General features: G+C 58.3%; 16 protein-coding genes. 10 read left to right on the top strand and 6 right to left on the bottom strand.

Annotated elements, in window-relative coordinates:
• The first annotated feature begins 103 nt into the window (after nt 1–103).
• Nucleotides 104–811: a hypothetical protein gene (locus tag HMPREF2708_RS05260; protein WP_005511551.1), complete on the top strand. Its 708-nt coding sequence runs from the start codon at nt 104–106 to the stop codon at nt 809–811.
• Here the strand turns inward: HMPREF2708_RS05260 and HMPREF2708_RS05255 are convergent.
• Nucleotides 808–1,815, bottom strand: a complete 1,008-nt coding sequence (locus tag HMPREF2708_RS05255) for an acyl-CoA thioesterase (protein ID WP_005511604.1) — start codon at nt 1,813–1,815, stop codon at nt 808–810. The two genes, HMPREF2708_RS05260 and HMPREF2708_RS05255, sit on opposite strands and share 4 nt — an antisense overlap.
• 29 nt (nt 1,816–1,844) lie before the next feature.
• On the opposite strand from HMPREF2708_RS05255, the gene HMPREF2708_RS05250 reads away from it, so the two are divergent.
• The 3 genes from HMPREF2708_RS05250 (at nt 1,845) to purM (ending at nt 5,127) form a co-directional block, all read left to right on the top strand.
• Nucleotides 1,845–2,285, top strand: a complete 441-nt coding sequence (locus HMPREF2708_RS05250) for a sterol carrier family protein (protein ID WP_070833192.1) — start codon at nt 1,845–1,847, stop codon at nt 2,283–2,285.
• A gap of 50 nt (nt 2,286–2,335) precedes the next feature.
• Entirely contained in the window at nt 2,336–3,904 is a 1,569-nt protein-coding gene (gene purF / locus HMPREF2708_RS05245; RefSeq protein WP_005511603.1) for an amidophosphoribosyltransferase, read from the top strand.
• A gap of 158 nt (nt 3,905–4,062) precedes the next feature.
• Nucleotides 4,063–5,127 carry a phosphoribosylformylglycinamidine cyclo-ligase gene (purM, locus tag HMPREF2708_RS05240; RefSeq protein ID WP_070833189.1) on the top strand — a complete coding sequence of 355 codons (1,065 nt, stop codon included), beginning with the start codon at nt 4,063–4,065 and terminating at the stop codon, nt 5,125–5,127.
• Nucleotides 5,128–5,508: 381 nt separating this feature from the next.
• Here purM and HMPREF2708_RS05235 read toward each other — a convergent pair whose 3' ends face one another.
• Both HMPREF2708_RS05235 and HMPREF2708_RS05230 read right to left on the bottom strand, forming a co-directional pair.
• Nucleotides 5,509–5,691 (bottom strand): DUF3073 domain-containing protein, encoded by a 183-nt coding sequence (locus HMPREF2708_RS05235; RefSeq protein ID WP_005511943.1) that lies wholly within the window; start codon nt 5,689–5,691, stop codon nt 5,509–5,511.
• Between the two features lie 260 nt (nt 5,692–5,951).
• Nucleotides 5,952–7,133 carry a CAF17-like 4Fe-4S cluster assembly/insertion protein YgfZ gene (locus HMPREF2708_RS05230; protein WP_246840346.1) on the bottom strand — a complete coding sequence of 394 codons (1,182 nt, stop codon included), beginning with the start codon at nt 7,131–7,133 and terminating at the stop codon, nt 5,952–5,954.
• A 53-nt stretch (nt 7,134–7,186) separates the two neighbouring features.
• On the opposite strand from HMPREF2708_RS05230, the gene HMPREF2708_RS05225 reads away from it, so the two are divergent.
• Nucleotides 7,187–8,074, top strand: coding sequence for an aminodeoxychorismate lyase (locus HMPREF2708_RS05225; protein WP_070833186.1), 888 nt, complete (start codon nt 7,187–7,189; stop codon nt 8,072–8,074).
• Nucleotides 8,075–8,166: 92 nt separating this feature from the next.
• Here the strand turns inward: HMPREF2708_RS05225 and HMPREF2708_RS05220 are convergent, their stop codons facing one another.
• On the bottom strand, nt 8,167–8,847 hold the full coding sequence (locus HMPREF2708_RS05220; protein ID WP_005511936.1) for a heme-binding beta-barrel domain-containing protein: 681 nt from the start codon (nt 8,845–8,847) through the stop codon (nt 8,167–8,169).
• Nucleotides 8,848–8,948: 101 nt separating this feature from the next.
• Complete coding sequence (locus tag HMPREF2708_RS05215; RefSeq protein WP_070833182.1) at nt 8,949–9,806, bottom strand: LmeA family phospholipid-binding protein; 858 nt, start codon at nt 9,804–9,806, stop codon at nt 8,949–8,951.
• A gap of 81 nt (nt 9,807–9,887) precedes the next feature.
• Between HMPREF2708_RS05215 and mshD the strand changes: the two genes are divergently transcribed.
• The 5 genes from mshD to pstB all read left to right on the top strand — a co-directional run bounded on the left by mshD (nt 9,888) and on the right by pstB (nt 15,273).
• Nucleotides 9,888–10,796, top strand: a complete 909-nt coding sequence (gene mshD / locus HMPREF2708_RS05210; RefSeq protein ID WP_070833179.1) for a mycothiol synthase — start codon at nt 9,888–9,890, stop codon at nt 10,794–10,796.
• Nucleotides 10,797–11,144: 348 nt separating this feature from the next.
• Nucleotides 11,145–12,197: a phosphate ABC transporter substrate-binding protein PstS gene (gene pstS, locus HMPREF2708_RS05205; RefSeq protein ID WP_070833176.1), complete on the top strand. Its 1,053-nt coding sequence runs from the start codon at nt 11,145–11,147 to the stop codon at nt 12,195–12,197.
• Between the two features lie 236 nt (nt 12,198–12,433).
• On the top strand, nt 12,434–13,477 hold the full coding sequence (gene pstC, locus HMPREF2708_RS05200) for a phosphate ABC transporter permease subunit PstC (RefSeq protein WP_049181149.1): 1,044 nt from the start codon (nt 12,434–12,436) through the stop codon (nt 13,475–13,477).
• Between the two features lie 77 nt (nt 13,478–13,554).
• A complete protein-coding gene (pstA, locus tag HMPREF2708_RS05195; RefSeq protein WP_070833173.1) occupies nt 13,555–14,448 on the top strand; it encodes a phosphate ABC transporter permease PstA in 894 nt (297 codons plus the stop codon).
• A 48-nt stretch (nt 14,449–14,496) separates the two neighbouring features.
• Nucleotides 14,497–15,273, top strand: a complete 777-nt coding sequence (gene pstB, locus HMPREF2708_RS05190; protein ID WP_070833170.1) for a phosphate ABC transporter ATP-binding protein PstB — start codon at nt 14,497–14,499, stop codon at nt 15,271–15,273.
• Nucleotides 15,274–15,739: 466 nt separating this feature from the next.
• Here the strand turns inward: pstB and phoU are convergent, their stop codons facing one another.
• On the bottom strand, nt 15,740–16,477 hold the full coding sequence (phoU, locus tag HMPREF2708_RS05185) for a phosphate signaling complex protein PhoU (protein ID WP_081913963.1): 738 nt from the start codon (nt 16,475–16,477) through the stop codon (nt 15,740–15,742).
• Nucleotides 16,478–16,540 lie beyond the last annotated feature (63 nt).

The raw sequence follows: 16,540 nt of genomic DNA, 5'->3' as shown, positions 1-16,540 counted from the left end.
AGGCGGCGCTGCGGTCGTCCTTGGCGAGTGTGCCTGAAACCGTACGTAATGGCATCGCCCGTGGCTCCTGCTGTGGAAGGAGCGTGCAGTTAAACTGTGGTTCATGACTTCATCCGACATGCGTAACGAGGCCGAGCGAGACCCTCGTGAGGATCTGCCGAGCTTCCTGCGTGAGCCGGACAAAATAGACAAGATTCTCTATGCATCGCTGATGCTTGTTGCCGTGTACGGCTTTGCAATCATTCCGTTTCGCGCGGTTTTGTTGCTCAAGTACACGTTTTTGCATACGTGGCTGACAGGCTCGAATCTGTCGGTGCTGATTCTCGCGTCGGAAAACGAGGACCGGCCGCTCTTCCTCTTCGCTGTTGTAGTGATTGCGGCGCTGTCGACCATCAAGTTCATGCCGTTCTTCTATTGGATGGGCAAGAAGTGGGGGCCGGAATTCATCACGATGAGTTTCGGCGGACACCCACCGCGATGGTTTAAGAAGATGGAGAACTTCATCTATGAACGCATCGGGCTGAGTGTACTGGCATCGTTTGTGCCGTTCTCGCCGATTCCGGCCACGATTGTGGTGGCAATTGGCGGTATTGCGAAGGCACGCGGCTGGGTAGTGGGCGTGTACCTCTTCCTCTGCGCCGCGATGCTCAAGTGCTTCTACCTGTACTTGGGGCTGACCTTCGGCCCGAGTATCCAGGGCTCCCTGCAGACGATTGACAGGTACGTCACCTACATCACCTTCGCGCTGATTGGCTGGATGTTCCTATCCATTTGGTGGAAGAACAAGAAGTCGAGCGGCCAGGTGGCTTAATCCTCTTCGTGCTCAATCAGAGGCAGCGGGCTGTACTTGTCGCGCAACGCTTTCAGCGAGAGATCGTGGGCGTGCAGACGCTTGTCCTCATCCGTGGTCGGCTGGAAGTGCGGCACCGGCTGCGGGTTGAAATCGTCGTCAATTGCGACATAAGTCATGGTCGAGTGCAGAGCCTTGCGCAGCCCGCCGACACCCTTGCGAGGCTCGCAGCAGTAGACCTGCACCGACAGGTGCATCGAGGTCGTGCCGGTGCGCAGGATGCGCGCACGCACCTCAACCAGGTCGCCAATGTGAATCGGATTGTAGAAGCGAATGCCACCGGCGTACACGGAAATAGTCTGGCGTCCCGCCCAGTTCGTGGTAACTGCCGTCGCAGCCTCATCAATCCACTCCATGGCGGTACCACCGTGGACGTTACCGCCCCAGTTGACATCCGTTGGCTTAGCCAGGAAGCGGGTGGTCAATTCGGGTGCAGAGGAATCCGCAGAGTACGTTTGCGCGCGCATGCTTGCCTCGATGTCGCGGCGGAGCTCAAAACGGGAAAGAGCGGCCTTTTCAACACGCTCTTCTTCCTCCGTTTGCGGGACCCACTTCGGAACCGGAGTCGACTTACCGTTTTCATCCATGGCCACGAAAATCACCAGGCAGTCAGCTGCGCGGGTGAACTTGCCCTCGCGCGGATCTGCCGACAGCACTTCGTTGACGATGTGCATAGAACTGCGACCGGTATGCGCAATCTTGGAGCGCACCTCAACAATGTGGCCGCTGGGAATCGGGCGAGTGAAGTGAATGTGACCGAAGTACGCAGTCACGCAGTAGCGTCCCGACCAGCCGGTCGCACAGGCGTAAGCGGCCTTGTCAATCCACTGCAACACACGGCCGCCGTGGACGGAATTGGTTCCGGCCATAATGACATCGGTCGGCGACGCCATAAAACGGAGTACAAGAGATGGTGACGCTGGAGCGTGCACCTGTTCAGCTTTTTCAGTTGACTGCGTATCCATATATGAAAGCATAACTCTAGGATGAGGTTATGGTATCCAAAATCTCGCCTTTCGACGTTCGCAGCGCTCTTTCCACCGCCGCACCCTGGGCGGCGCAACGTCTTCTCGGCCGCGAACTGCTATCTGGCCAAGAGGCTGCCTCCTTCACCGGGCCGGATAGGGTGCAGAGGCCGTCGCTAAGCCGTGCGAGCCTCGCCAAAGCGGTACGCCTGTCCGTTCGGATGCTCGCCCAAGAGGCGCCGGGGCATAGCGTCGAGGTGCGCGTGCCGCCCTTCGTCGCGGTCCAGTGCATTGAGGGGCCCAGGCACACACGCGGTACGCCGCCCAATGTCGTGGAGATGTCGCCGGAGATTTGGCTGGGACTCGCGTGCGGAATGATCACGTTAGAGCAGGTGCAGGCGCACATCGATATGTCGGGCACGCGCGCGGCGGAAATCGGGAATCATCTGCCGGTGGCGCGCATTTCTTAAAACCCGTGGGGGGATGCTGAATTGGTGCCCAGGCGGGTGGGGCTATTAGTGTGAATGTCGTGGCCGATACCAACATTTCAGGTGCACCAAAGACCAAACTTTTGCCAATTTCGCCTTACGACGATCTGGGGGAGACATCCCCGCGCGAAGAATGTGGCGTTTTTGGCGTTTGGGCACCTGGCGAAGACGTGTCCAAACTCACCTACTATGGCCTGTTTGCCCTGCAACATCGCGGTCAGGAAGCCGCCGGTATCGCAGTCGGCGACGGCGACCAAATTCTCGTATTCAAGGACCTGGGCCTTGTTTCCCAGGTCTTTGATGAGCAGACGCTCGACGCTCTGAAGGGGCACGTAGCGGTGGGGCACACGCGCTACACCACCGCTGGAGCTCCTGCGTGGGAGAATGCACAGCCGATGTTCCAGATGGCCTCCGACGGCACGGACATCGCGCTGGGGCACAACGGCAACCTGACCAACCACCTCACGCTGTTCCATGAGGCGGTGGAAAAAGGCCTGATGCGCGACGAGGGCGAGCTGCCCAGTGACTCCGCAATCATGACCACTTTGCTTGCCGACGAAACCGGCAAGATTGACCACCCCGAAGATTACGGCTGCAGCACCAATGTAGAAGCGGCCGCGATGGCACTGCTGCCACGCCTGAAGGGCGCTTTCTGTCTTACTTTCACCGATGGCGAGACGCTGTACGCCGCGCGTGACCCATACGGTGTGCGCCCGCTGTGCCTGGGCCGCCTGTCCGGTGGCTGGGTAGTCGCATCCGAGACTTGCGCGCTGGATATCGTCGGTGCATCGTTCGTCCGCGAAATCGAGCCAGGCGAGATGGTGGCCATTGATGCTTCCGGTGTGCGTTCGCAGCGTTTTGCCGAGACCACCCACGCTGGATGCATTTTTGAGTACGTCTACCTGGCGCGCCCGGACTCCAACATCCGTGGTCGCTCCGTCAACGCTGTACGTCTTGAGCTGGGCCGCCAGTTGGCCCGTGAGTTCCCGGCTGACGGTGACCTGGTGATGCCGGTTCCGGAATCCGGTACCCCGGCCGCTGTTGGCTACGCCCAGGAATCGGGCATTCCGTTTGGTCAGGGGCTGACCAAAAACGGTTACGTGGGCCGTACCTTCATTCAGCCTTCGCAGACGATTCGTCAGTTGGGCATTCGACTGAAGCTGAACCCGCTGAAGGAAGTTATCGCCGGTAAGCGCTTGGTCGTGGTCGATGACTCCATCGTCCGCGGTAACACTCAGCGTGCCCTGATTCGCATGCTGCGTGAGGCTGGTGCGAAGGAAGTGCACGTGCGCATCGCCGCACCGCCGGTGAAATGGCCGTGCTTCTACGGCATTGACTTCGCCTCTCCGGGCGAGCTGTTGGCCAACGGTGTGGATGAAAATGACATCGTCGCCGGTATCGCAACGGCGATTGGCGCCGACAGCCTGGGATTTGTCTCCATCGATGGCATGGTTGCCGCTTCCGAGCAGGCAAAGACCGAAGTCTGTTGTGCCTGCTTCGATGGCAAGTACCCGCTGGGTCTGCCGGAGGGCAATCCGAATGCGGCAGCTGTGGAGAGGATGCAGGCAGCCCAGGCTGCCAAAGCCGCAACGAGCAATTAGCCTCGAAACCTCCTTAGAATGAACTACGAGAACTGAACCGAGAACGAAGCGCAAGCGGTGCTGTGGATTGCAGCCGTTGCTTTGTTCCCGGTCCGCCAATACTCCCGGATACGGCAGTAACGCCGCCCGGGGGAGAAAGTTTAAAGCGAGAGCCTCTAATGACCGAGAACGTTTCTGGTGCTTCCTACGCTGCAGCCGGCGTCGACATCGAAGCCGGCGACCGCGCCGTTGAACTATTCGCCCCGATTGCCAAGAAGGCCACTCGCCCAGAGGTCCGTGGCGGGCTCGGCGGTTTTGCCGGCCTGTTTGCACTAGGCAACTACGAAAAGCCGCTGCTGGCCGCATCCTCCGATGGTGTGGGGACCAAGTTGGCCGTGGCGCAGGCCGTCGGCAAGCACGACACCATTGGCCTGGACCTGGTCGCCATGGTCGTCGATGACCTGGTTGTGTGCGGCGCTGAGCCGCTGTTCCTGCAGGACTACATCGCAATTGGCAAGGTCGTGCCGGAGCACGTCGCCGAGATCGTTTCCGGCATCGCCGAGGGATGCGGCCAGGCGGGTTGCGCCCTCCTGGGCGGCGAGACTGCAGAGCACCCGGGTGTGATGGAACCAGACGAGTACGATGTCTCCGCTACCGGCGTCGGTGTCGTGGAAGAGGACAAGCTTCTCGGCCCGGACCGCGTGCGTGAGGGCGATGTCATTATCGCCATGGAGTCCTCTGGACTTCACTCCAACGGCTACTCGCTGGCTCGCTACGTTCTCCTGGAGAAGGCCGGTCTGGAGCTCGACGGTTACGTCGAGGACTTCGGGCGTACCCTCGGTGAGGAGCTGCTGGAGCCAACCAAGATTTATGCGAAGGACTGCCTGGCTCTCATGAACGAGGCAGAGGTTCGCACTTTCTGCCACGTCACCGGTGGCGGATTGGCTGGCAACATGGTTCGCATCATGCCGGAAGGCCTGACCGCTGACATGAGCCGCGCAACATGGACCCCGGGCCCGATCTTCAAGACCATTGCTGAGCTCGGCAACGTCTCCCGAGAGGAGATGGAGAAGACCTTCAACATGGGTGTTGGCATGGTTGCGATTGTTTCCGCAGAAGACCGCGATCGTGCACTGGCTCTGCTGACTGCCCGCCACATCAACGCTTGGGAGCTGGGTACTGTCCGCAAGAGCGAGGCCGGCGAGGATGGGGCTGTTTTGCGCGGCAGCCACCCGCGCTTCTAAGCGTCGGCCTACAGCCGGTCGGGCGGCCGGGGACTGGAGCCTCGGTCTGCAGCCGGGTGGGGACTGGAGCCGGGTGGGGACTGGAGCCGGGGGCTACTGCCGAGCCGTCAACATCCGGGTTGAGCAGCTGAGATCCCAAAAACCATGGGCTGCAAATGTGAAACTGTGCGAGTTTATGACACTTTCGAGCCGTTTTTCAGGCTATTTTTGTCATAAACGCAGTCAGTAACTCGGATTGGGCCGCCGCGGGCGAGCATAATCGGCCGAACATAAACGCAGTCACTAAGCAAAAACAAGCACCCACCAACGGAATCGTTGGTGGGTGCTTGTTTTATTGAAATAGAAACGCTTTGCGGAAAATACGACAGCGGTTAGCTTGCGCTAGCTGTCGCGACCAGCGCCTGAGGCCCATTCCTCCCAGTCAGAGTAATAGTCGTCTCGATCGGACTCGTTCGACTTGCCGACGAGTTCCCGCTGCAGACGCTCCAAATCCATTTCTGGTGAATCGTACTTGAGCTGACGGGCAACCTTCGCCTGCTTTGCTTTCGCACGGCCGCGACCCATGGCCTGACCCCCTTGTGTAATCCGTGGGACGGCACGGGGATACGGCCGACCCACTTATGTCTTATTGCGTTAATTCCTGTAAGACACCATAGCCGATTTTTAGACGAAGGGGTTACGCGGGGAGGCCCATAGTGGGTTGTGTCCTCGCGCTCAGACAACTCAATATGTGCTGTGACCTGGGGGAATTACCTTTCTGAAAAAGAATGGAAAAAGTTATTTTTTCACCACTCTGTCTGGCGGCTTTACCTATTTCCCGTTACTTATTTCCCACGCAGGCGGTTGATGGCCGCACGACCCGGCGGCAGCTGCTCGACGCGGTCGATGGAGGAAGGGTCGACGGCCACGGCACAGTCACCCACCACAAGGCCCTCGCGTTCCTGAGCCGAGCGCTTAAGCAGAGCCAATGCAATCGGGCCGTAATCGGCATGTTGCACGACGGTGCCTACGCGTCCCACGGCGCGCTTGCCCATCATCACTGGATCGTCGGTTTCCGGCAGAGTGGCTGAGCCGTCGAGCTGCAGCATCACCAAAACTCGTGGGGAGCGACCAACATTGTGGACTCGAGACACAGTCTCTTGGCCGCGATAGCAGCCCTTGTCCAAGTGCACGGCCGCCGTGTCGAATTCAGAGGCAATCCAGCGCGGAGCCTCATGCGGAATCATCTTCTCATCTACATCGATTCCCAGCTCCGGCCGCAAGGAGACTACGCGTTCGGCCTCCCAGCCCATCAGGCCAACTGGGGAGGCGCCAGCGGCCACCAGCGCGTCCCAAGCACCGACTAAATCCTGTCGGCGCACGAGCACATCCACACGTCCGCCGCGTGGCCAAGGCAGGTGCCGGACGTAGGAATGCCCCACCGTCGTAGCCTTGCCCACCTGCGGGAATGCGAGGCCGGCAGACACCAGTACCTCAGGGGCATTCGGCCCCATGACGGAAATAACCGCCCGTTCTGCCTCAGCAATTTCCACCTTGGACCAGAACACCATCATGTTCAGGTACTTCAACAGGGAGTCGAAGCCAACTGGGGGCACGTCGATAAGCACGGAATCGTCCAAAACAGTCAGCGTCATGTGGTGGAGAACATGACCGTTGGCATCCAGGTTCAGTGCTTCAGTGACAGTGCCGGGGGTGGCATCGTCGACCTTCTGTGAAAAAAGTGTGTTGAGGTAGGTCAGGCGATCCTCGCCAGTAACCTCAATAACGCGGTAGTACGAGCGATCTACTACTCCGCAGTCCTCCTGTAGATGACGTTGCTCTACCAGTGGACGGCCGTAGTGCCATGCCACGCTAGCTTGCCCTGTGGTTTGCTCAACGTTTTTCGCTGAGGTTCCGTCTGAGGCGTTCTCTGAGTCCTTCTCTAAACCTTCCGTCTGTCCGCCCAATTCGAGGGCAGCGGCACCAGCCACGTGAGACATCAAAGGACTTACATACTCAACACTCACTCCCTCATGTTAACCAGAAATCCCCAAATTAAGCATGGATTAAGCTTGTGTGTATGACGGATTCGCTTTCTTCTCTAGTGCTTATCGACGTCTTCGCAGACGGTGGCCCGATTGCTGTCGAAGCAGGACAGCCGTTCCTCTACGCGGACGATCTCGGAGCTATTCGCGGCGACGGAGTTTTTGAAACACTACTGGTCAGGGGTGGTCATACCTGTAATACTGACCGGCACGAGAAGCGGTTCGCATCGTCAGCGCTAATGCTGGATTTGCCAACCCCGGACCTGGAGCAATGGCGGGCGGCTACCGACGTTGCACTACAGGAGTTGCGCGATAGGTCAATTGAGGGGGACGCGACGTTGCGGTGGGTTTACTCGCGTGGTCGCGATTCCACTGGAAGGCCGACTGGCTACGTTTTGGCAAGCTCCGCGGAAAAGGTGGCGGAAAATCGCCTGAAGCCGGTATCGGTCATGCTTGCAGATCGTGGTTTCTCGCTCGACCTTGGCTCCCGTGCACCGTGGGCGCTCATCGGCGCGAAAACGTTGTCATACGCAGCTAATATGGCCGCATTGCGCTATGCCAAGTCCAAGGGTTTTGACGATGTCATCTTCACCTCCGCAGAGGGAAAGCTTCTGGAAGGCCCGACATCGACCATCATCGTTCAGCGCGGCAATGAGCTGCTGACCCCCAACCCCGGTGAAGGAGTGCTGCCGGGCACGACTCAGGCAGCGCTGTTTGAAACAGCTGCCAACTGCGGCTGGAAAGTCACCCCGACGGTCCTGGTGCCCGGGGACCTATTCACCGCCGATGCGGTATGGCTGGTGTCGTCGGTGCGCATCGCGGTCGTGGTTAAGTCCATCGATGGTGAGCCCATTCGGCAGCCGGATGTAGCCGCGGAAAAGGAATTCCGCGACCTGTGTGACGAGGCGCTGGCGACGCAGTAGGGCTTGTCGCAGTAGGGCACCAAGCCGTAGTGCGCAAAGTAATAGGGCCCCGCAGCCAGGCCACACAACGCCCGTCGTAAAGCGGGGAGAACCTAGCCCGCGTAGCGCTTGAGCTGCGCGGACATACGGGGAGCGAATTCCTCATCCCGCAGGCGCTCGTCCACCCAGCCGAGATCGTTGTTCGGCATCAAACCGTAGAGGCGCTTGCCCGGGCCAAGTGATGCTGGACCGGTAGCAGTGACCATTGTGGAGGCAGCCTGCAGCTCCCATGCGCGCTCGGAGACCGGCTTGCCGTAGTAAATCTCAGTGACGCCGGTGGAATGGACGCAGATGAACTCAATCTCGTCATCGTTGTTGATGCGCCAAAATCCCGTTTCGCGCTGGTCAGGGCCGGTTGGTTTGCCTTCTTCATCCAGCTTCCAGATGCGCGACTCATACTTCAGGTAGTTCTCGCCATCATGGCTGAAGATAACCTGCTGGCCGAAGTTGTACTCACCGTCGACGACGGTGTTTGCCTGCCCCTCACCGCGCCACACGCCGACCAGCGGCAGTAGTGCCAGCAGGCCGTCATGAATATTCGGGCCGAAACGCAGGTTAGCGGTCTCGTCGGGAATCGGGAGCCCTTCAAGCTCAGTGATGTTGCGCGTAGCGGTGCTCTTGGCCTGCTCGGCCGCGCGGTTGATGGCCTCGTTGCCGTCGAGGCGAGGGGCTTCCGCAGCTGCAGGCTCCTGTGCAGCGGCGTCTGTCTGGTTGCTGCCATTGTTCTCGGTCATGCTTCACACTCTACCGCTGAAGCTCTTGTGGCCATGTATGGGCTGTTGGCGCATGGTGCCAACGCTGCAACGACGTTTAACGGCGATGCTTGACGACGGCCTTAGCGACGCACCCGACAGTTCTTCTCCGGCAGCTTTTCCGTGGATTTCGCCGATGCTTCGGCATCCTGCTGGGACGTCGGCGGCATGAAGTTCGTTGGCGACACGGTGCACTGAATCTGTTCGCCTTCGATGGTGACCGAACCGCCCGATACGTACACGCGGGTTGCTGGCATACCCATTGGTATTTCCGAATCTCGCAGTGTCAACCTGAAAGTATCCAGAATGTGCTGAGCGTCGACCTCGGAGAGCTCAGGTTTGCTGTGGATCTTAGAATCTGTTGGGGACGGGGGTGCAGAAATAATCTCCATCGGCGTGATGATCACGTCGCGGCTGACAATGCGCAATTTTGCCGAAACCTGGGTTTTTCCCTGCCATCCGGCTGGCGTGGCCTCGAAAATAGCCTCGGTTTCCCAGCCGCCGGTGGGGGAGGAGTCTTTCAGGCTCTGGATGCTCAAGTCCGTCAGTCCTAGCTTGTTGCCCAGAGAGACACCGTCGAGCGAGAGCTTGGTGAAGTACTGCTTCGTCGGTGACTCTGGGAAATTGCCACTGAGCACTGACGATGCCGGAATCTTAACGTTGGAGGCACCGTACTCCAGAGATACTAAGCCGAAGTCGGGTACCTCTACATCGCGGATGCGCGAAGTCACGGAGCTCCACTTACCCGTAACAAAAGAGGACAAGTAAGCTTGTCCGCCAATGGCGACGTATGGGGTCATCTCCAGCTGCGCAGTCTCTTGAATATGCTCGGAGAGCTTGTACTCCGCATGGCTGGCGAAGCCCATGTCGGTGGCGATCACCAGCGCGGCAACGGCGAGGATGGAGCCACCAATCTTCTTCTGTCGTCGGGAAATGGACACACTCTATTAGTACCCCATCGCTTTTGGCCCAGAGGACATCGGGGAAGTGTTGAATCCGCTGCTGTGTATAGGGTGGGGCGTATGAACGTAACCGAACTGCTTGACGTAGACACCACCGTCGCCAGTACGCTACTGCAGCGCGCCCACTCCACCGACGGCGTGGAGGCGTTCGGCGAGGCTTTCGTCCGAGGGCTTGACGACGACTCTTTCGGGCATCGACACTTTGCGATTATCGAGAACGACCGTTACTTGGGCCTGGCAGCCGTTGCGCCAGATGCTATGGAGATGGTTGTTGATCCGGAGTTTCGCAGGCAAGGAGTGGGAGCGAAGCTGCTTGCGCACATCGATGCTGAAGTCGGTGAGCGTCTGCCTATCTGGGCTCACGGTGATGTCGCCGGTGCCAGCCGTTTGGCAGAGTTGACGGGACGCAAGGTCGTCCGCGAGCTGTTGCAGATGTCCGTTTCGGGCTCAGCGTTGGAGAAGGCGGCGGGGGACGTCGATAAGCGTGATGATGTTGAAGCCCTGACCCTGACTGCGGCACGTGCGAAGTGGGGTGCGGCAGCGGTAGATCGAGCGTGGTTGGCAGTGAATAACGAGGCGTTTGACTGGCATCCGGAGCAGGGTGGTTGGTCACAGCCACAACTCGATCGCGCTCGGGAAGTGCAGTGGTTCGACCCGGAGGGCGTGTTCTTTGCTGCGGATGTAGCCGGGGCGCGCGACAGTGCAGAGGAGATTTGCGGTTTCCACTGGACGAAGTGGCACGCTGAGGAGCCTGTGCCAACTGGTGAGGTCTATGTGATTGGACTGAGCTCGAAGGCGCGCGGACGTGGTCTGGGGCGATGGTTGACCAATGTTGGGCTTTCCCATCTCCGGAGCCGGGGAGCGGAAAAGGTAATTCTCTATGTCGAAGGCGACAATGCGCCGGCAGTGCGCACTTACCGTGCGGTCGGCTTTGAAGTGGCTCGCCGTGATGTGATGTACGGCGCGTAAATGTGACGGTTCGGTTTATTGGAGGCGAGTTGTTGGGGAAGGGGTGAGTTATTGGAGAGGGGGAGCTTAGGTTTGTCTCAGTTTTAGGTGGTTTTCCTCTGTCGCGGGGGCAATGATATTTGTGATTTTGGGGAGATGCTGTCCAATCCTCAGTGTTTCAGGGGCGCATTTTAGGGCCTCTTACAGGGAAAATGAGGATATATAAAGAATTACTTGCGCCGTTCACCAATTGTTAATGTTCTGAAAAGGTTCCGGTTACTATCGGTAGATAGGTTCAGCGCAGTGGACCGGAGTGTGGCGGTTCCACGAGAACTGTTTCACTCATTGTGTAAACCCGGAGGATTTACTGTGCTGAAGAAGAACCGTGCGGCATCCGTCATTGGCCTGGCCGCTGTTGCAAGTCTCACCCTGGCCGCTTGTGCTGAAGGGCCAACGCTGCAGGGCGAGGGCGCTACCTCGCAGCAGCGTGCAATGGACCTGTTCGCCACCAAGTTTGAAGAGGCCGGCTCGACCCTGTCGTACAACGCATCTGGCTCTGGTTCCGGTCAAACTCAGTTCATTGCCGGCACCGTTGCTTTCGCTGGCTCCGACTCTCCGCTGAAGGAGAAGGATGGCAAGGACCAGGTTGCAGAGGCTAAGAAGCGCTGCGATGGTAACGATGCATGGCACCTGCCGATGGTTATCGGTCCGGTTGCCGTTGCCTACAACCTCGAGGGCGTTGATGTCACTCTGACTCCGGCTCTGGTTGCTGAAATCTTCGACGGCAAGATCACCAAGTGGAACGACCCGAAGATTGCTGAGGTCAACAAGGACGCGAAGCTGCCGGAGAAGGACATCAAGGTTGTCTACCGCTCTGAGGAGTCCGGTACTACTGATAACTTCATGAAGTTCCTGAGCGCAGCTGCTCCGGAGCAGTGGAAGCACGAGGCTTCCAAGTCCTTCCCGACTGCTACTGGACAGGGCGCTAACGGCTCGGCTGGTGTTGTCGACGAGGTTTCCAACATCGACGGTGCTATCACCTACGTTGAGGCTGGTTTCGCTAAGGACAAGGACCTGGGCATTGCCAAGATGGACTTTGGTCATGGCCCGGTTGAGCTGAACAACGACACCGTCGGTAAGGCTCTGGATTCCGTCACGTTCAAGACTGAGGGTCACGACATGGTTGTTGACACCGACTCTCTGTTCGCAATGGATGAGAATGGCGCTTACCCGCTGATTCTGACCACCTACGAAATCGTCTGCTCCGCTGGTTACGACGAGGAGACTCGTGACCTGGTTAAGAGCTTCCTGAAGGTTGTTCTGGAAGAGGGCCAGGGCCCAGAGCTCGAAGAGCGGGGTTACATCCCGGTTCAGGGTGAGTTCAAGGACAAGTTGTCCGCAGCGGTTGACGCTATCAAGTAATTCGTTGCGCGCAACGCGGGTGAAAGCAGAGTTGGCTCTGTTGTTGCCCGGTTGGCGCGAGGATTACTTCAGCCGGCCACGCAGATTTGAGCTGTAGGCCGAAAACCTGACGTAGACCGGTTGGCTTTATATATCGACACCTCAGTTGATTGGGTACCGCTCGTAGAGGGGTACTGAGGCCAATCGGTCTTCATGTGCGTTGAAGCACAAATCACTTCTACTTAGGAAATGAGATCATGAGTTCCTCGACTCCCATTGAAGGGAAGCAGGAGGCTGTAGACAGCAGTCTGTTGCAGTCCTCAGCACCGCAGGTGGATTCCTCCGGCGACGAGAGCTCGGAAGAGCAAGCCATTCAGTCCGGCGTTGTTCGTCCTGGTGACCGAATCTTCAAGATTCTGGCGGTAGGATCTTCCGCATTGGTGACTGCTGCCATCATCGCAATTGCAGTGTTCCTGCTCCTGCGCGCAGTTCCGGCAATGTCCCGTAACGAAGCGAACTTCTTCACCTACACCGAACGATGGAACCTGGCGGATACCTCCGCCATGTACTTCGGTATTCCGAACATGTTTCTGGTGACCGTCGCGGTTTCCATCCTGGCGCTGATTCTGGCGATGCCGGTTGCGCTGGGTATTGCCATCTTCCTGACTGCCTATGCTCCAAAGAAGATGGTCAAGCCGCTGGGCTACCTCGTGGATTTGCTGGCCGCAGTGCCGTCGATTGTTTACGGTCTGTGGGGTTTTATGGCTCTCGGTCCGGCATTGGCCGGTCTGTACGGGTGGTTGGCTAAGACACTGGGCTTTATCCCGATGTTTGCCCTGTACCCAAACTCGCCGGCCTTCGAGACTGGTCGAAACCTCTTCACCGGCGGCATTGTGCTGGCAATTATGATTCTGCCGGTTATCGCGGCTACCACCCGCGAGGTCTTTGTTCAGACCCCGCGTGGTCACATTGAGGCATCGCTGGCTCTCGGTGCGACCCGTTGGGAGATGGTCAAGCTGGCCATTCTGCCATTCGGTCGTTCTGGCTTTATCTCCGGCTCGATGCTGGGTCTGGGACGTGCCCTCGGTGAGACGATGGCTCTGTACCTCGTAATCTCTCCGTCTTCGGCATTCCGTGGTTCGCTTTTCGACGGTGGTACCACCTTCGCAACCGCAATTGCTAATGCTGCACCGGAGTTCAATGACAACCTCAAGGCCGGCGCATACATGTCCGCAGGTTTGGTGCTGTTCTTGCTGACCTTCGTGGTCAACTCCGCAGCCCGAATCATTGCGAAGAAGTAGCAAGGTCGTAGGAAAAGAAACGAGAAGTAACAATGACTAGTTCAACTACTGATTCTTCGCCTCACGGCCCCGCAGACATGGTCCCCACCACGGAGTCGGCATTCACCCAGATTAAGGGTTCCCGCAAGGTAGCGGACAACGTCTCCACGGTCCTCATTTACTTCTGCATGGCTCTTGCCCTGATCCCGCTGGTGTGGGTTCTCTTTGAGCTTGTCGTCCGAGGTACCCCGTCACTGCTGAGTGGTGAGTGGTGGACTGCTTCCCAGCGCGGTGTCACCCTTGGTGCATCTGCCGGTGGTGTTGCTCACGCAATCGTCGGTACCTTGGTTCAGGCTCTGGTCACAACTCTCATGACCGTGCCATTCGGTATCTTCGTCGCTATCTACTTGGTCGAGTACGCAGGTAACTCCCGCTTGGGCAAGGTCACCACCTTCATGGTCGACATCCTCTCCGGTGTGCCGTCGATTGTTGCGTCGCTGTTCATCTACTCGATGTGGGTGGTCATGTTCGGCATGAGCCGCTCCGGTTTCGCCGTGTCGCTGGCACTGGTTCTGCTGATGCTGCCAATCGTTGTCCGCAACACCGAGGAAATGCTGCGTATCGTTCCGCACGAGTTGCGTGAAGCCTCTTACGCTCTGGGTGTTCCGAAGTGGAAGACCATTTTGAAGATCGTGCTTCCGACCGCACTGTCGGGCATCGTCACCGGCATCATGCTGGCCGTCGCCCGCGTCATGGGTGAGTCCGCGCCGATGCTGATTCTGGTTGCGACCTCGCGAATCATCACCTACAACCCGTTCGGCCAGTCGCAGTCCTCGCTGCCACTGTTCATGCTGGACATGTACAAGGCCGGTAATACCGGTGCGGCATTTGACAAGATGTGGGGCGCAGCGCTCACGCTGGTTCTCATCATTGCCCTCATCAATATCCTGGCGCGCTTCGTATCCGCCAAGTTCTCCGTCAAGAGCAGTTAATGCTGGGCGCCTAACGTCCGCTATTTCAAGGAAGGTTTTTGAAAGACCATGGCTAAGCGCCTAGACCTTAACGATGTCAACATCTACTACGGCGATTTCCACGCTGTGCAGAACGTCGACCTGCACGTCCCGCCGCGTTCCGTTACCGCATTCATTGGCCCGTCCGGCTGTGGTAAGTCCACCGTGCTCCGTTCGCTGAACCGTATGCACGAGGTCATCCCGGGTGCCTACGTCACTGGCGAGGTGCTTCTCGACGGCGAAAACATCTATGGCCCGAAGATCGACCCGGTCTCCGTTCGTAACACCATCGGTATGGTGTTCCAGCGTCCGAACCCGTTCCCGACCATGTCCATCGAGGACAATGTCGTGGCTGGCCTGAAGTTGGCCGGTGTTAAGAACAAGGCTCGTCTCCAGGAGGTTGCCGAGAAGTCCCTGCGCGGCGCCAACCTCTGGGATGAGGTCAAGGACCGCCTGGACAAGCCGGGCGGTGGCCTCTCCGGTGGTCAGCAGCAGCGTCTGTGCATCGCACGCGCAATTGCAGTTGAGCCGGAAGTTCTGCTGATGGACGAGCCGTGTTCCGCACTGGACCCGATTTCCACCCTGGCAATCGAGGACCTGATTCACGAGCTGAAGGGAGAATTCACCATCGTCATCGTGACCCACAACATGCAGCAGGCAGCTCGTGTGTCCGATCAGACCGCATTCTTCTCCCTCGAGGCAACCGGTAAGCCGGGTCGCCTGGTCGAGGTTGGCCCGACCAAGAAGATCTTCGAGAATCCGGACAAGAAGGAAACCGAGGACTACATCTCCGGTCGCTTCGGCTAAACGCTTTGCGTATGCCTTAATAGCCAAAATAACCAAAAAGTAAGAGCCCAGTACCTCACGCGTGTGCACGCGAGGTACGGGGCTCTTTTTGTTGTTGTTGCGGTTTATGAGATTGCTATGTCGCGCACATGTTTTGCCACCTGATTGTCTAACCGCGGAGGTGCTTTGGGCCGGGGCAAACAGTTTTTGTGGCGGAATCAAACAGTTACTGACTAAGTTTATGTCAGATGAATAGCGTTTACTCGCAGTAAAGTGTCATAAACCTAGTCACTTTCTCGGGGTGGGGCGGTGTTTGGCTGAGGCGGTGTTTGGCTGGGGCGGTGTTTAGCCTGGTGTGACTTAAAAACGGCTCCACTCCGGCCTGAAACCCGCCGAGCAGTCCAACACCCAGCCCAGCTCAGCAACCCAACACCCGCCCCAGCTCAGCAACCCAACACCCAGCCCAGCAGCCTGCAACTTCACGAACCTACATCCGCAAGTGGCGCTCCAAGGCCTGCAGGCGTTGGTTAAAGCTGCGCTGGTCGCGCTCGTCCTCAAGCTTGTCCAGGTAGACATCGCGCTTGTAACCGGTGGCCAGGTAAACAATCCGGGCCGCAACCTCGACGGCGTGATCCGCGTAGCGCTCGTAGAAGCGACTCAGCAGGGTGACATCCACCGTCTGCGCAGGGGTGTGCGGCCAATTATCGTCGTTGGTCAGCGTAAACAGGTGCTGGTGGATGTCGTCGATGCTGTCATCGGTCTTATCTAAGGCCAATGCCTGGTCAACGTTGTAGTCGATGAGCACCTGACGGGTTTCGTGCGTCATCTGCTCAGATACCGCGGCCATCTCGCGGAAGAATCCCTCCACGGGCTCCGGCAGTGCCTTGTTCGGGTGGCGACGCCGGGCAACGTTGGCAATATGCACACTCAACGCGCCCATGCGGGAGATGTCTTCGACAATGTAGAGACCACTGACAATCTGCCGGAGGTCACCAGCTACAGGAGCTTCGCGTGCCAACAGTTCAAAGGCTCGCTGCTCCGCATCCTGGCGCAGGTCCTCGAGAGAATCAATCTGGGAAAGAACGGTTTCAGCCGAGACTAAATCAGCCTCAAAGAGGGCCTTGTTCGCAAGCTTGTGCATGGATCCAACTCGGTCACACATCACAATCAGGCTGTGGGCCAAGTTGTCCATTTGTTCTCGGTAGACAGTGCGCATGCGTTCCATAGTAGGCAATCCTCAACAAGGTCGCGCGTTAGTGGGGAGCTCCCAATTACCCCTCGTAAAGTT

The organism is Corynebacterium sp. HMSC073H12 (assembly GCF_001837775.1).
GTDB classification, from domain to species: Bacteria; Actinomycetota; Actinomycetes; order Mycobacteriales; family Mycobacteriaceae; genus Corynebacterium; species Corynebacterium amycolatum.
The sequence above is the reverse complement of the archived record's forward strand: the minus strand, read 5'-3'. Positions and strand labels throughout refer to the sequence as shown.

Bases quoted from the DNA above. Each gene is read 5' to 3' on its own strand.
- HMPREF2708_RS05225 (WP_070833186.1), top strand. From the start codon at position 7,187: ATGACGGATTCGCTTTCTTCTCTAGTGCTTATCGACGTCTTCGCAGAC.
- mshD (WP_070833179.1), top strand. From the start codon at position 9,888: ATGAACGTAACCGAACTGCTTGACGTAGACACCACCGTCGCCAGTACG.
- HMPREF2708_RS05220 (WP_005511936.1), bottom strand. From the start codon at position 8,847: ATGACCGAGAACAATGGCAGCAACCAGACAGACGCCGCTGCACAGGAG.
- pstA (WP_070833173.1), top strand. From the start codon at position 13,555: ATGGTCCCCACCACGGAGTCGGCATTCACCCAGATTAAGGGTTCCCGC.
- HMPREF2708_RS05260 (WP_005511551.1), top strand. From the start codon at position 104: ATGACTTCATCCGACATGCGTAACGAGGCCGAGCGAGACCCTCGTGAG.
- HMPREF2708_RS05255 (WP_005511604.1), bottom strand. From the start codon at position 1,815: ATGGATACGCAGTCAACTGAAAAAGCTGAACAGGTGCACGCTCCAGCG.
- pstC (WP_049181149.1), top strand. From the start codon at position 12,434: ATGAGTTCCTCGACTCCCATTGAAGGGAAGCAGGAGGCTGTAGACAGC.
- purM (WP_070833189.1), top strand. From the start codon at position 4,063: ATGACCGAGAACGTTTCTGGTGCTTCCTACGCTGCAGCCGGCGTCGAC.
- pstB (WP_070833170.1), top strand. From the start codon at position 14,497: ATGGCTAAGCGCCTAGACCTTAACGATGTCAACATCTACTACGGCGAT.
- HMPREF2708_RS05235 (WP_005511943.1), bottom strand. From the start codon at position 5,691: ATGGGTCGCGGCCGTGCGAAAGCAAAGCAGGCGAAGGTTGCCCGTCAG.
- HMPREF2708_RS05250 (WP_070833192.1), top strand. From the start codon at position 1,845: ATGGTATCCAAAATCTCGCCTTTCGACGTTCGCAGCGCTCTTTCCACC.
- phoU (WP_081913963.1), bottom strand. From the start codon at position 16,477: ATGGAACGCATGCGCACTGTCTACCGAGAACAAATGGACAACTTGGCC.